General features: G+C 74.1%; 9 protein-coding genes. 4 read left to right on the forward strand and 5 right to left on the reverse strand.

Annotation, left to right across the window (positions count from 1 at the left end):
* Nucleotides 1–227 precede the first annotated feature (227 nt).
* Nucleotides 228–1,844 carry an L-lactate permease gene (locus tag ACSMXW_RS14195; RefSeq protein WP_485806630.1) on the reverse strand — a complete coding sequence of 539 codons (1,617 nt, stop codon included), beginning with the start codon at nt 1,842–1,844 and terminating at the stop codon, nt 228–230.
* A 345-nt stretch (nt 1,845–2,189) separates the two neighbouring features.
* Complete coding sequence (locus tag ACSMXW_RS14200; RefSeq protein WP_485806631.1) at nt 2,190–2,561, reverse strand: DUF3499 domain-containing protein; 372 nt, start codon at nt 2,559–2,561, stop codon at nt 2,190–2,192.
* A 397-nt stretch (nt 2,562–2,958) separates the two neighbouring features.
* On the opposite strand from ACSMXW_RS14200, the gene ACSMXW_RS14205 reads away from it, so the two are divergent.
* The gene (locus tag ACSMXW_RS14205) at nt 2,959–3,411 is read left to right on the forward strand and encodes a metallopeptidase family protein (protein WP_485806633.1); all 453 of its coding nucleotides are present in this window, start codon (nt 2,959–2,961) and stop codon (nt 3,409–3,411) included.
* A 287-nt stretch (nt 3,412–3,698) separates the two neighbouring features.
* Here the strand turns inward: ACSMXW_RS14205 and ACSMXW_RS14210 are convergent, their stop codons facing one another.
* The 3 genes from ACSMXW_RS14210 to ACSMXW_RS14220 form a co-directional block, all read right to left on the reverse strand.
* Nucleotides 3,699–5,303 carry a DUF5719 family protein gene (locus ACSMXW_RS14210; RefSeq protein ID WP_485806635.1) on the reverse strand — a complete coding sequence of 535 codons (1,605 nt, stop codon included), beginning with the start codon at nt 5,301–5,303 and terminating at the stop codon, nt 3,699–3,701.
* Nucleotides 5,300–9,388 (reverse strand): glycosyltransferase family 2 protein, encoded by a 4,089-nt coding sequence (locus ACSMXW_RS14215; protein ID WP_485806637.1) that lies wholly within the window; start codon nt 9,386–9,388, stop codon nt 5,300–5,302. The genes ACSMXW_RS14210 and ACSMXW_RS14215 overlap by 4 nt, the downstream gene beginning before the upstream one ends.
* A gap of 789 nt (nt 9,389–10,177) precedes the next feature.
* A complete protein-coding gene (locus ACSMXW_RS14220) occupies nt 10,178–10,438 on the reverse strand; it encodes a WhiB family transcriptional regulator (RefSeq protein ID WP_212912315.1) in 261 nt (86 codons plus the stop codon).
* 715 nt (nt 10,439–11,153) lie between these two features.
* On the opposite strand from ACSMXW_RS14220, the gene ACSMXW_RS14225 reads away from it, so the two are divergent.
* The 3 genes from ACSMXW_RS14225 to ACSMXW_RS14235 all read left to right on the forward strand — a co-directional run bounded on the left by ACSMXW_RS14225 (nt 11,154) and on the right by ACSMXW_RS14235 (nt 14,301).
* Nucleotides 11,154–11,675 carry a cysteine dioxygenase gene (locus ACSMXW_RS14225; protein WP_485806638.1) on the forward strand — a complete coding sequence of 174 codons (522 nt, stop codon included), beginning with the start codon at nt 11,154–11,156 and terminating at the stop codon, nt 11,673–11,675.
* A gap of 239 nt (nt 11,676–11,914) precedes the next feature.
* The gene (gene cofD, locus ACSMXW_RS14230) at nt 11,915–12,925 is read left to right on the forward strand and encodes a 2-phospho-L-lactate transferase (protein WP_485806640.1); all 1,011 of its coding nucleotides are present in this window, start codon (nt 11,915–11,917) and stop codon (nt 12,923–12,925) included.
* Complete coding sequence (locus ACSMXW_RS14235; RefSeq protein ID WP_485806642.1) at nt 12,922–14,301, forward strand: coenzyme F420-0:L-glutamate ligase; 1,380 nt, start codon at nt 12,922–12,924, stop codon at nt 14,299–14,301. The genes cofD and ACSMXW_RS14235 overlap by 4 nt, the downstream gene beginning before the upstream one ends.
* Nucleotides 14,302–14,336 lie beyond the last annotated feature (35 nt).

Raw genomic sequence — 14,336 nt, forward strand, 5'->3', positions numbered from 1 at the left:
GGAGGCTGCTGGAGACTCCGTGGCCTCGGAAAGCGCGTTGCCATCCGTTCGGACCGGTATCTCCATGGGGCCGGGCCTGCTCGTGCGGATCGTGCGGCCCGGCATGCTCCTGCGACTCGGTCTGCTCGTGCGGCTCGGTCTGCTCGTGCGGCTCGTCCGGTGCTCTCCCGCTCGTGCGGTGCCCTCCGGCTCGTGCGGTCCCCCTGCTCCTTCGTTCCCGGCGGCCCCTACGGCAGCATCCAGCCCAGGACCGCCGTGCTCTGCGCCACCACGATCAGGCACATGATCAGGAGGAGGAGCAGGCTCCAGGGGAGCACCTTGCGCAGCAGGTCGCCCTCGCGGCCGCGGAGGCCGACGGCGGCGCAGGCGATGGTGAGGTTCTGCGGGGAGATCATCTTGCCCAGCACGCCGCCGGAGCTGTTGGCCGCGGCCAGCAGGTCCGGCGGGAGGCCGGACTGCTGGGCGGCGCTGACCTGCAGCGCTCCGAAGAGGGCGTTGGCGGAGGTGTCCGAGCCCGAGACGGCCACGCCGAACCAGCCCAGCACCGGGGAGAGGAACGCGAGGCCCGCGCCGGCCGCGGCCACGAAATGGCCGATCGTCGCCGCCTGCCCCGACAGGTTCATGACGTAGGCGAGGGCCAGCACCGACGTCACGGTGAGGATCGCGTACCGCAGCTCATGGACGGTCGCCGCCCACTCCCGTACCGCCACGCGCGCGTGGACCCCCAGGACGATCGCCGTGCACAGGCCCGCCACCAGGACGAGCGTGCCGCCGGTGGAGACCAGGGGGAGGCTGAGGACGTTGGAGCTGACGGGTTTGCCGTCGGGGCCCGCGACGTTCAGGAAGGGCCAGTCGACCGCCTGGGTCGCCTTGTCGAAGAGCTCCTTCACGGGCGGTATCTGGGCGATCGAGAAGATGACGACGATGAGCGCGTAGGGCGCGTAGGCACGCAGCACCTCGGGCCGTGGGTCCTCCTGGTCCATGTCCTCGCTGCGCGCGCCCGTGAGGACGGAGGCGCGTACGGCTTCGGGGGCGGGCCTGCGGGACCGCGGCAGCGCCACGAGTGCGCCGGCGCCGGCCAGTGAGGCGCCGATGTCGGCGAGCTGCGGGGAGACGTAGTTGGACGCAGCGAACTGCACCACCGCGAAGGCCACCCCGCACACCAGCGCGGGTATCCAGGTCTCGCGCAGCCCGCGGCGGCCGTCGACCAGCCCGACCAGCACCAGGGGCACCACGAGGGCCAGCAGCGGCGTCTGCCGCCCGACCACCGAGGCGACCTGGTCCAGCGGCAGGCCGGCGACCTGGGCCAGGGTCACGACGGGGGTGGCCATGGCGCCGAACGCCACGGGCGCGGTGTTGGCGACCAGGGAGACGACGGCCGCGCGCACCGGGTCGAAGCCCAGCGCCACCAGCATCACCGAGCAGATCGCGACGGGTGCCCCGAAACCGGCCAGCGCCTCCAGGAGCGCGCCGAAGCAGAACGCGATCACGAGGCCCTGGATGCGCGGGTCGTCGGAGAGCCGCCCGAAGGAACGGCGCAGGATGTCGAAGTGCCGCGTGCGCAGGGTCATCCGGTACACCCACAGGGCGTTGACGACGATCCACATGATGGGCAGCAGCCCGAAGACGGCGCCCTCGAAGGCGCTGGAGACCGTCTGGCCGAGCGGCATCCCGTAGGGGAACCACGCGACGAGCACGGCGGCGAGGAGGCCCAGCAGGCCCGCGTGGTGCGCCTTCATCCGGACGGCGCCGAGCAGGACCAGGACCACGACGAGCGGGAGGCATGCGACAAGCGCTGACAGGCCCAGCGAGGCGGCGACGGGCTCCAGCTGTTGGGTGAACACGGACAACCTCATCTCCCCGGATTCCGTGATGTGGAAAGTGATCTCTCACGGGTACGGGGATGTTCGTGTCTGCGGGACCCTGCGTCAATGCCTTGTACAGAATTGAACGACCGGAAGTCGTCAGCGGGGCGTCGTCGTCTGGGCGTTATCGGGACGCCATGGGGACGCCATGGGGACGCCATCGGGACGTCTGCCAGGGCGCGGGGAGGCACTCGGGCGGCGCGGGCGCTCGGGCTGCTCGGGATGCCTGGGGCGTGGGGCCTCCCGAGTGGCCCGGGGCGGGGGTGCGCGGCCGATCGCGAGCGCGGGGGCCGGGGCGGACGGGATCCGGGAGCGGGAGAGTGCTCAGTTGTCCGGGGAGCGCAGGACGCGCAGATGGCCGCGGCGGGCGACCTCCATGGGGTCCGCCTGGCGGCCGCCGCCCGCCTCCGCGGCGCGCTCCTGGGGCCGGGCCGCTTCCCTTACCGCATTGGCGAGCGCTTCGAGATCGTCGCCGGTGGGGCGGGCCGGGCCGGAGGCGTCGGCGAGCCGGACGACCTCCCAGCCGCGGGGCGCGGTCAGCCGCTCGGAATGCTCGGCGCAGAGGTCGTAGCAGTGCGGCTCGGCGTAGGTGGCGAGGGGACCCAGGACGGCGGTGGAGTCGGCGTAGACGTACGTCAGCGTCGCAACGGCAGGCCGGCCGCAGGCGGTGCGCGAACAGCGACGTACAGGGCTCACGACGATGGACGGTACCGCACTCTTGACCGGGCCGCGATGACTCTCCCCGAGGTCACCCCACCGTGTCGTGGCGGGATCTCGTCGCGGCGCAATTCGGGCGAGTCCGTACTGACCTGCACGGACGGTGCGCGGTTCGGAGGGTCATGTCGGGCTGTCCGGTCATCAGCCGTCATAAAACCCGTCATTTGGCAGTAGCAGCGCAGTCTGGGACAGAAATGCAATCGTGCTCAAGCCTGGCCCGAATGATCGTGAAACGGCATAGTTCGTGCACGGACGGAATGGCCGGGGTCGGGTGTGGACGCCGGCGTCCACGGGGGTTCACGCGGCCGCTCCGGTGCGGCGGGGCCGTCCTCCGCACGCGCGCCCGGGCCCGCGTGAGGACTACGCTTCACCAGTGATGGACAAGCCAGTACCGCCCCCCACCACGGGCCCCGGGCCACGGCGTCGCGACCGTCATGGACGGGGTATGCGCGGGCCCGTCGCACCGCCGCAGGTACCGCTCTCCGCGAGCCGCGCGGAGGTCTTCGCCGATCTTGTGCAGGACTCCGTGGAGCGGCTGGAGCGGCGCTGGCCGCAGCTCGCCGAGATCGACTTCCTGGTCCTGGAGGTGCCCCAGCCGGGGAGTGGTGACGGCGGGGGGTGGGCGGACGATGCGGTTCCGCTGGGCGGCACGGTGTCCGGAGGCGCGGGGCGGCCCGCGCGGGTCGTGATCTATCGGCGGCCGGTGGAGATCCGGACCAAGAGCCGGGACGAGCGGGCTGTGCTGGTCCATGAGGTGGTCGTGGAGCAGGTGGCGGAGTTGCTGGGTCTGACGCCGGAGACGGTGGATCCCGGGTACGGGGAGGAATAGGGCCCGACGGGCCCGTGCGGGTCCCGAGCCCGTCCCGGTCCAGGGCTCGTCCCGGTTCAGGGCCCGTTCCGGTTCAGGGCCCGTTCCGGTTCAGGGCCCGTTCCGGTTCAGGGCCCGTTCCGGCCCCGGCTCGCCCCGGCCTCGCCCGTCCCAGTTCAGGGCCCGTCCCGGCCCCGTCGCCCTTCGGGCGACCTGGACCGCCGGACGGGCTTGGGCGATCCCCGGTCCCCGACGCCGGACCGGCTCGATTCACCGCCCCTCGGGGCCAGGCGCCCGACCGGGCGCTCCTACTGGAGTATCGACAGGTCCTCCGCCGCCTTGGGGACCTGGACCATGCCGTGGTCGTCCGGGAGGGGCTGGATGGTGAACATGGGGATGTCGTCGTGCGGGAGTTCCAGGGTGCGGGAGGCGTAGAGGGGGCCGCCGGAGACGGGTTCCACGGTGAGGGCGTAGGTGCCCTTGAGGCCCTGGGGGGCGGGGGGCTGGACGGCGAGGGTGGTGCCTGCCTTGACCGTGTAGGTCTTGGAGGCCGGGGACCCGCCGCCGCTGCCCGCGGACGAGGTGACGCGGACCTTGACGGCGCCGTGCGGGGCGGTGAGGGAGAGCGTGGTGCCCTTGGCGTGGTTGTCGGCGGCAGTGGCCCGCTCGCCGACCGGGGGCGTGGCGGGGATGAACGCCGACTCCTGGTTCGCGCCCTTGCCGCGCACCACCCGGAGCGCCGCCACCACGGGCACCGGGCGGCCCTCGGAGTCCGAGGGGGTCAGCATCAGGGTGCCCGCCTCGCCGCGGGTGATGTCGCCCAGGTCCACGGCGGCGGTCATGCCCGACTTGACGTGCAGGGTCTCGTGGCCGGCGGGGGTGATGGCGCCGGTCGGGGAGATCAGCTTCACGTTGAGGTCGGCGTCGTCCTCGCCGGGGGCGAAGGCGACCAGGCGGGCGGACGTGGTGTCCTTGGGGATGCCCGGCAGGACCAGGCTGGTCGCGGGCGTCCCCGCCGCGGGCAGCCAGTCGCCGCCCAGGTGGGCGTCGGCGGCCTGCATGGCGGCGGAGACCCGGCCGCTGCGGACCGTCACATGGACCGTGACATTGGTCTCCGGCCGGTCGGTGAGCGTCGACAGCAGCACCGGGACGCTCTGGTGGGGTCCGATCTGGATGCCCTCGCCGACGTCCGACTTGATCGCGCCGCCCTTGCCGTACAGCTCGACGTCGGCGACGGCCGCGGAGTCGTCCGGGTTGGTGAGGTGGACATAGTCGGTGCGGTCGTCCGCGGTGCTCGCGCCCGGGAACCAGAAGTCCGTGTCGGGTGCCGAGCAGTTCACCCCGTAGAGGCCGCGGCCGTCGCCCGCGGGGATCTGCGTCGTCTGCTGCACGGTCCAGCCGGGGGCCATGGCTCCGTCGGCGGAACCGATCAGCGCGGGGCGGTCGGCGCCCGACACGTCCGCGGTGGCGGGCTTGCCGGGCTGCTTGCCGGACAGCACAGGCTTGGCCTGGCCTGCGCCCTTCCCTGACGTCTTGTCGTCGGATCCTGACGTCTTGTTGTCGGATCCAGACGTCTTGTCGTCGGTCTTCTTGCCGCCGCTCTTCCCCTTGCCCTTGTCCTTGCTGCCGCCGGTGTCCGAGGCGTCGTCCGGCCGGCGGTCCGCGGGGAGGAGTTCGGCAGCGCCCTTGGCCGCGCCGCTCGCGGAGCCCGGTGTGAAGGACGTGTACGTCGTGTCGGCGAGGTCCGAGGGGCCGGGCGAGGGGCAGAGCAGGCTGCTGCGCTCCACGGGCCGCCGTGCCGCGGAGCCCCCGGTGTCGTCGGCTGAGCCGTCCGGCGCGGTGAGGGTCGCGAGACCGGTGACGGCCACGAGTGCGGTGGTTCCGGCGATCAGGGACAGGGTGGTGCGGTTCACTGCTGGCTCCCGTCGGGGCGGTCGCTGTCGGTGCCGTGCGGCGGCCGGGCGGGAGGCGGCGGCACCTGGCCGTACTCGGTGTCGTAGCCCTGGCCGTAGGCGGGGTCGTAGCCGGGCTGGTCCGGCCGGGCGGACTGGTCGTACGCGCCGCCGTAGGTGCCGTACGGGTCGTACGGGCCGCCCGCTCCGTACTGGCCTGCGCCCTGCCCGGACTGCCCGTAGCCGGCGTCCTGGTACCCCTCGGGCGAGTACTCGCCCGACGGGTACTCACCGGGCTGGTACTGCTGCCCATAGGCGTCCTGGCCGAACTGGCCGCCCTGGTGGGCGCCCTGGTCCGCGTACTCGCCCTCCTGATAGGCGCCGCCCTGGTAGTGGCCCGCGCCGTACTGGCCCTGGGCGTACTGCTCGTCGCCGTAGCCGGCGCCGTACCCGGCGGGCTGGTACGGCTCGCTTCCGGTGTCCCACTCGCCGTACGCACCCTGCTGCGGGATCTGGCCGGCGGGCTGGTCCACGGGGGTGGGGGCCTGTGTGTCGTCGTCGGCACCGGGGGCGCCCGGGTGGAGCGTGTCGTCCGGCTGCCGCACCGTTTCCGGGACGGCCGTGCCGGCCGGGGCGCCCGCGAACTCGGGGTGCGGGGGCTGATCGGCGCCCCCGGTGCCCGCGCCGGGGGCGGCCGCCGCACCGCTCGCCGGACGGCCGCCGGGCGCACCGTCCACCGCGGCCTCCATGGACTCCGCCTGGGCCCGCAGCCTGCGCGCCCGGCGGCCCTCGCCCTCGATGGGCTCGGCGGGGACCGGGGTCTCCTCCGGCAGGTCGTCGTCGATGTCGCGGCGGCGGCCCGGCAGGGCCAGCACCACCAGCACCACGGCGAGGAAGCCCTGAACGATGAGCCAGGCGGTGTGGCCGACGGGGGTGTCGAAGGTGACGTCGAGACGGCCACCGGCGGCGGGCAGCTTGAAGCCCTGCGCCCAGCCGTCGACGGTGGTCCTGGCCAGCGGGCGGCCGTCCAGGGTGGCCGTCCAGCCCGGGTCCGCGGTGTCGGCCAGCCGCAGGACGCGGCCGTCGGCGCCGGACGGGATGGTGGTGTGCACCTCGACGGGGCCGGCGGCGACCGGGGCCGGCTCGGTGGAGCCGGCGCCGGACGGCGGCTCGACGACCACACGGGCCACCTGGCGGTCGAGGCGCCACAGGGCGGTGCCGTCCTGCTGGCTGAGCCGGGTGAGGCCGGGGGTGGCGTCCAGGACGCGGCTCATCTGCCGGGGGGCGCCGTCGCGCACCAGCACATAGCGCACCGCGAAGCCGCCGAGCTGCTGGGCCTGGTCGGCGCCGGAGCCCGCGACCAGGTTGGCGACCACCTTGTCCAGGCGGGTGTTGCCGCCGGCCGCCTCGGTCAGCTCGGCGTCGCCGAGCCGGGCGCCCGAGCCCCGCACGAGGCTGTACGAGACCCTGGCCGGCGAATCGCCGTCCAGGACGAGGGTGCGGGCCTGGTCCTGCGTGCCGCTCTCCTCGGCGACGAAGGCGGGCACCTGCACCGGGTCGCGCCGCTCCAGCGGACCGTCGGCGCCGCCCACCATCCAGGAGACCGCGGCCGCCAGCGGGCCCAGTGCCGCGGCGAGCGCGATGAGCGCCGCGACGGGCTGCCGCCAGCCGAAGCTGAGTTCGGCCACGCGCGCGCGTGCCCCTTCGGCGCCGACGGCCGCGGCCCCCAGGAGGGCGATGCCGTAGACGAGGGTGGCCGGGCCGGCCCAGGTGGAGGCGTTGGAGAGCGCCGCGAAGACCAGGGCGGTCAGGGCGACGGCCCACGCCGTGTACACGGCCGTCTGCCGCTCGCCGCGGAGCAGGGCGGCGAGGGCGGCCAGCGGGATCCCGATCAGCAGCAGGCCGGTGAGGGTGCCGGGGCCGCCGGGCGAGGCGCCGAGCAGGTCGAACGCGGAGGCGACCCCCTTTCCGTACGCCAGGCCCGCCTCCCGGAAGAAGCCGAACGGCAGCAGCGAGAGCGACCAGGGAGCCAGGATCAGCAGGGGGGTGCCCAGCACGGCCAGGAAGCGGAGTCCCTGGGCCACGAGGTCGTCGCGGCGGAGCGCGAGCAGGCCGATGCCGAGGATCAGCGCGATCGGCCAGACGATGGGCGTGAAGGCCGTGGTCAGCGTGAGCAGCAGGGCGTAGGCCCAGGTGGCGCGCCAGCTGCCGCGCGCGCCGGAGGCGCCTGAGGAGGCAAGGCCACCGGAGGCGATGGCCGCGCGCGCGATGAGGGGCAGCAGGATGGCGAGCACCGCGGTGCCGATCCGGCCGCCCGCCAGCGCGCCGGTGACGGCGGGCAGGAACGCGTACGCGATGCTCGCCCACGCGCGCAGCAGCCGGGAGGCGACCAGCGGCCGGGAGGCGAAGTAGGCGGTGAAGCCGGCCAGCGGCACCGAACAGACCAGCAGCACGGTGACGGCGAGGCCCGTGGAGCCGAACAGCAGGGTGGCCAGGAGCGCGACGACGGCCAGATAGGGCGGCGCGGACTCGGTGCCGCCGGGGCCGACCGGATGCCAGCCGTCCAGGTACCGGCCCCACAGCTCAAAGACGTCGGCCGGGGCGGGTAGCAGCGCGCCGCCGGCCAGCGCGCCGCCGCCGATCAGGGCGCGGCAGGCGACGAGGGAGATCAGCAGCAGCACCACGAAGAGCATCGGCCCGGGCCTGCGCGCGATCCGCTTGAGGCGCGCGAACTGCTCGATCTCCAGGAAGTCGGCGTCGTCGCCGCCGGGGCCCGACTCCACGGCTCCGCCGTGCCGGCCGGCGCTGGAGGCCTCCGGGTCGGAGCGGCCCACGAGATTGGCCGCGGCCTGCTCGATGGTGAGCCGTACGGTGGCGCCGGGCGGCGGGAACAGGGGGCGCAGCTCGTCCTTGCCGATGACCGGCGCGCCGCGCCTGCGCCGGGCGGCGAGGATCCGCTCGGGCCGCAGCAGCGTCGCCAGCAGGCCGGTGATCTCGTCGAGGGCCTGGCCGGGCACCTTGCCGACGAGGTAGGCGAGCGTGCGCAGCAGGGTGCCGAGGACCAGCCGCAGCAGCACCCAGGGCAGCACGGCCGAGCGGGTGTTGACGAGCAGGGTGTAGGCCGCGCCGGCCTTGTCGACCTTGTGCGGCGAGGTGGAGGTGCGGCCGACGCAGTCGACGGTGCGGCGCTCGCGGGAGGCCGCCTCGGCGTGCCGCACGATCGCGTCGGGCGCGATGAGGACGCGGTGGCCGGCGGCCTGGGCGCGCCAGCACAGGTCGACGTCGTCGCGCATCAGGGGCAGGCGGCGGTCGAAGCCGCCCAGTTCCTCGAAGACGTCGCGGCGGATCAGCATGCCCGCGGTGGACACCGAGAGCACGGGCCGCACCTGGTCGTGCTGGCCCTGGTCCTGCTCGCGGCGGTCCAGGCCGGTCCAGCGTCGGCCGCTGTTGGCGATGGAGACGCCGACCTCCAGGAGCTGGCGGCGGTCGTACCAGCCGCGGAGCTTGGGGCCGACGACGGCGACGTCCTTGCCGGCCTCGCGCTCCTGCTCGACGACGCGGAGCAGCTCGGCGAGGGCGCCGGGCTCGGGGGCGCAGTCGTCGTGCAGCAGCCAGAGCCACTGCTCGGGCTCGCCGTACGGCAGGTCGGGCATGTCGTACGCCTCGTCACGCCAGGCGCGGGTGACCGGGTCCCAGCCGCTGGGACGCTTGAGGTACGGCAGGTCGTCGGGGGTGAGCACGCCCGCGGTACGGACCGCCTCGTCGACGGCGGCGCCGAATCCGGTGCGCCGCGCGAGGTGCAGCACGCGGTCCTGGCCGATGGCCTCGGTGATCAGGCGTGCGGAGTCGTCGGCGCTGCCGGTGTCGGCCGCCATCACGCTCTGCACGGGGCGGTCCTGGCCGAGCAGGCCGGCGAGGGCGTCGCGGAGCCAGCGGGCGCCGTCGTGCGAGACCAGCACGGCGGTGACGACGTGCCGGGGGAACTCCGGCGGCGTGGCCGGGTCGGACAGCGGCTGCCGGGCCGGGTCGGACAGCGGCTGCCCCACCCCGCCGAACCCTGTGGCGGCGGCTGCATACTGCGTGGCCGGATGGCTGTGCACGGACATCGAGGTACGGGCCCCGGTTCGCTGGACTGCGGTGGACGCACCGGGTCCCGCTCTGGTCGCGGTGCGTCTCGGACGAAGGCCCACACTAACGGCTGGGCCGCACAGCCATCGGCCGCCTGTGGACAACCTCTCCCCCGCCCGCTTTCCGCGGGGCTCCCCGGCGGGGTTTCCCGCAGGGGGGTCCCGCAGGGGTTCCGCCGGCCTCCCGCGCCGGACGCCATCGCTCGGGGACGCTGCCGCACCGCACGCCCGGCCCCGGCCGTCCCCGTCCCGCCGAGCACGCAAAGCGACGCGTCACACGGAGTCACCGAAAAAACTGACGGGAAGTCATTTCCGAATGCGCCGGGCGCCGCCGTCCGGTGAGCCGGGAGACGATTCCGCGCCGGCGGCTCCATAAAGCACAGGTGATTGCTTACAACTACCGTGCGCCGGCGCGCGTTTGGGCACCCACCGCCGTGCGCCGGCAGGCGATTCCCCGGCCACGACCGAAGGCCGGCAGGCGATTGCGCGGACGAACACAGGCAAGTGAGTTCCGTACCCGCTGACGCACAGCGGATACGTACCGGATGCGCACCGGAGACGATTCCCTCCGGGCGTACGGGCCGCAGCGGCACACGCGAATGCGGAGGCGCCCCGAAAAGGTGCCACCGCATGGCGGCGGCACGAGAATCTCCGGACACGGCGGAGCACGCGGCGATGGGCGTGCCGGGACCTCGGGCCCCTGGCGGGCCGGGCGCGGCGCGGCCCCGGGTGCGGCGCACGGCGCGACGGGGCCCCTGCGGGCAGCCGCTAAACGGCCGCCTTCTTCAGACGGCGCCGCTCACGCTCCGAGAGGCCGCCCCAGATACCGAACCGTTCGTCGTTGGCGAGTGCGTATTCGAGGCATTCCGAGCGTACTTCGCACGCGAGGCATACTTTTTTCGCTTCGCGCGTGGAGCCGCCCTTCTCGGGGAAGAAGGACTCAGGGTCGGTCTGAGCGCACAGCGCGCGCTCCTGCCAGCCGAGTTCCTCTTCGGCCTCGACCAGCAGTTCCTCAAACAGCTCGGTCATATGTGCCCCTCGTCTGTCTTTGCGACCCCGTGGTGCGCCCGTTCCGATTCCGGCCGAACGACACGAGTGAAATTACAAGTGTGACGCTCCGGGGCAGTCAAGCTGGGATCTGCTACCGAGCCCTGTATTCACTCTGCGGAACCAACCCCTTGCCGAAAGTGTTCAAATCCGCATAACCGCGGCACACGCCAGAGACCCACCCGGAAGGCCGGACTCCACCCCGGTCCCCGGGAGGTTCCACAGGGCGCCGCGGACCCTCCGCGGCCGTGCACGAGCCTCCAGAGAGAAAGACGTTCCGCACGCCGATCCAGTTCAGCCACACGGCCGGTTCTTCGCGGACCGGGCCGGGCCCCTGCACGCGGGGCACGGAACCACCGGGGCCGCACCGCTCCGGCCGCCCGGGGACACCGCCCCACCCTCCCCGGTGCACAAACCTTTCGTCTAGCCGGGCAACCGGATGGGGTGAAACATCCCGGCCATATACGGCATCAGATTGACAACACAGGTGTGAACCGATGTCCTTGTGGGCATGCTCGCGAACTCGGCGCTCACCGTGACCCGTCCCACCGGGTCTTCCAGTGCTGCCCCCGCGCGCATGAGCTGTTGCTGTCGCTGCTGTTGAGCCCCACCGCTCCGGCCCCCTCTCCCCCGACGCCCCGGCTCCGGGTGCCGTCCGCGACACCCCAGCTCTCCCGCCAAGGACACTCCCGCCGTCATGAACAGCGACAGCGATCTGCAGATCGCCGGCGACATCCTGGAGGTCATGCACCTCCTCCAGCCCGCCCCCGAGCACCCCTCCACCGTGGCCGAGTTCGCCGGCCTGGCCCGCGCGATCGCCGCCGACCGCGCCCAGTGGCGGCCCCTCGTGCGCTACGACCCCCTCAGCCGCTGGTACCACCGGCTGCGCACCGGCCCCGGGTACGAGATGTGGCTGCTCTCCTGGGTGCCCGGCCAGGGCAGCGGAACGCACGACCACGGACCCTCCTCGGGGGTGCTGACCGTCCTGGACGGCACCCTCACCGAGCACACCGGGCGCGGCGTCCACACCCTCACCGCCGGCGCCCAGCGCGTCTTCGCCCCCGGCTATGTGCACGGCGTCGTCAACGACTCCCTCGAACCCGCGGTCAGCCTGCACATCTACCACCCCGGCCTCACCGAGATGCCCGTCCACACCGCGAGCTGCGCGATCCGGCGGCACACCGCCCCCGCCGGACACTCCGGCCCCACCACGGCCTGACCGTCGAACCGGTGCCTGACGGTTCCCACCAGTGCCCGACGGTCCCGCCGCGGCCTGACGGTCCCGCCGCGGCCTGACCGTTCCGCGGCCCGCGGGGCCGCTCTCGCCGGCGGACGGCCGGCGCACGGCCGGCGCACGGCCAGGCGCCGGCCGTCGTGCGGGCCGGTGTCCCGGCGTCCGGAGCCGGTCCGGGGGCCGCGGCTGACGCGTTGTCGTACCCGCCTGCAAGACTGGGCGTTATGCGCATTGTGGTTCTGGCAGGCGGCATCGGCGGTGCCCGGTTCCTGCGCGGTCTCAAGAAAGCAGCACCGGACGCCGAGATCACCGTCATCGGCAACACCGGCGACGACATCCACCTCTTCGGCCTGCGGGTCTGCCCGGACCTCGACACGGTGATGTACACCCTCGGCGGCGGGATCAACGAGGAACAGGGCTGGGGGCGCACCGACGAGACCTTCCACCTCAAGGAGGAGCTCGCCGCCTACGGTGCCGGTCCCGACTGGTTCGCCCTCGGCGACCGCGACTTCGCCACCCACGTCGTCCGCACCCAGATGCTCGGCGCCGGGTACCCGCTGAGCGCCGTCACCGAGGCGCTGTGCGACCGCTGGCAGCCCGGCGTGCGGCTCATCCCCATGACGGACGACCGCGTCGAGACGCACGTCGCGGTCACCCTGCCGCCCGCCGACGGCGAAGCCACCCCCCAGGAGGGCGGGGACGGCACCGGGGCGGCCGGCGAGCGGCGCGCCATCCACTTCCAGGAGTACTGGGTACGGCTGCGCGCCTCGGTGCCCGCGCACGCGGTGGTGCCCGTCGGGGCCGACCAGGCGAAGCCCGCGCCCGGCGTCCTGGAGGCGATTGCCGAGGCCGACACCGTCCTCTTCCCGCCGTCCAACCCGGTGGTGAGCATCGGCACCATCCTCGCCGTGCCCGGCATCAGGGAGGCCATCGCGGACGCCGGCGTGCCCGTCGTCGGCCTCTCCCCCATCGTCGGCGGCGCGCCGGTGCGCGGCATGGCCGACAAGGTGCTCGCCGCGGTCGGCGTGGAGTCCAACGCCGCCGCCGTCGCCGAGCACTACGGCTCGGGCCTGCTGGACGGCTGGCTCGTCGACACCGTGGACGCCGCCGCGGTGGAGCGGGTGACGGCCGCCGGGATCCGCTGCCGGGCGGTGCCGCTGATGATGACGGACGTCGGCGCCGCGGCCCGGATGGCCGAGGAGGCCCTCGCCCTCGCCGACGAGGTCCGGGCATGACCGCCGGCACGCGCGCGACGGACGCCGGCACACGCGCGACGGACGACTCCCCTGCGGCGTACCGGGTCTGGGCGGTGCCCGGCCTGCCCGAGGTCGCGGCCGGGGACGACCTCGCCAAGCTGATCGCCGCCGCCGAGCCCGGCCTCCGGGACGGCGATGTGGTTCTGGTCACCTCCAAGGTCGTCTCCAAGGCGGAGGGCCGGATCGTCGAGGCGGCCGACCGCGAGGCGGCCATCGACGCGGAGACGGTCCGGGTGGTGGCCCGCCGCGGCACCCTGCGGATCGTCGAGAACCGCCAGGGCCTGGTGATGGCAGCCGCCGGCGTCGACGCGTCCAACACCCCCGCAGGCACGGTCCTGCTGCTGCCCGAGGACCCGGACGCCTCCGCGCGCGCGGTGCGCGCCGGGCTGCGCGACATCCTCGGAGTGGACGTCGGTGTCCTGGTCACCGACACCTTCGGCCGCCCCTGGCGCACCGGCCTCACCGACGTCGCCATCGGCTCCTGCGGCGTCCGCGTCCTGGACGACCTGCGCGGCGGCACGGACGCCCACGGCAACCCCCTTGAGTCCACCGTCATCGCCACCGCCGACGAGCTGGCAGCCGCGGGGGACCTGGTCAAGGGGAAGACGGCGGGGCTGCCGGTGGCCGTGGTGCGCGGGCTGCCGCAGCTGACGGCCACGGACGAGGACGGCGAGGGGCCGGCGAACGGGGACGGGGCGCAGGGCGCGCGGGCGCTGGTGCGGGTCGCCCGTGACGACATGTTCCGGCTCGGCACCTCGGAGGCGGTGCGGGAGGCGGTGACCCAGCGGCGCACGGTCCGCGCGTTCACGGACGAGCCCGTGGACCCGGGCGCGGTGCGCCGGGCGGTCGCGGCGGCGGTCACCGCGCCCGCGCCGCACCACACCACACCGTGGCGTTTCGTCCTGCTGGAGTCGCCGGACTCCCGCACCCGCCTGCTGGACGCCATGCGGGACGCCTGGATCGCCGATCTGCGTGCCGACGGCAAGTCCGAGGAGTCCATCGCCAAGCGGGTGCGCCGCGGCGAGGTGCTGCGGGCCGCCCCCTGTCTGGCGGTGCCGTGCCTCGTCACGGACGGCGCGCACACCTACGGTGACGCGCGCCGTGACGCCGCCGAGCGCGAGATGTTCGTGGTCGCCATGGGCGCGGGCGTGCAGAACTTCCTCGTCGCGCTCGCCGGTGAGCGGCTGGGCTCCGCCTGGGTGTCGTCGACGATGTTCTGCCGGGACGTGGTCCGGGAGGTGCTCGGGCTCCCCGCGGAGTGGGACCCCATGGGGGCGGTGGCGATCGGTCATCCGGCCGAGCCGCCGAAGGAACGGCCCGCGCGCGAGGCGGAGGGGTTCATCGTGACGCGGTGACCTCCCTCCCCTGCTGTCCCGGCGCCCTCGAAAGG

The organism is Streptomyces sp. DSM 116793, assembly GCF_057320905.1.

Bases quoted from the DNA above. Each gene is read 5' to 3' on its own strand.
- ACSMXW_RS14215 (WP_485806637.1), bottom strand. From the start codon at position 9,388: ATGTCCGTGCACAGCCATCCGGCCACGCAGTATGCAGCCGCCGCCACA.
- cofD (WP_485806640.1), top strand. From the start codon at position 11,915: ATGCGCATTGTGGTTCTGGCAGGCGGCATCGGCGGTGCCCGGTTCCTG.
- ACSMXW_RS14205 (WP_485806633.1), top strand. From the start codon at position 2,959: ATGGACAAGCCAGTACCGCCCCCCACCACGGGCCCCGGGCCACGGCGT.
- ACSMXW_RS14225 (WP_485806638.1), top strand. From the start codon at position 11,154: ATGAACAGCGACAGCGATCTGCAGATCGCCGGCGACATCCTGGAGGTC.
- ACSMXW_RS14220 (WP_212912315.1), bottom strand. From the start codon at position 10,438: ATGACCGAGCTGTTTGAGGAACTGCTGGTCGAGGCCGAAGAGGAACTC.
- ACSMXW_RS14235 (WP_485806642.1), top strand. From the start codon at position 12,922: ATGACCGCCGGCACGCGCGCGACGGACGCCGGCACACGCGCGACGGAC.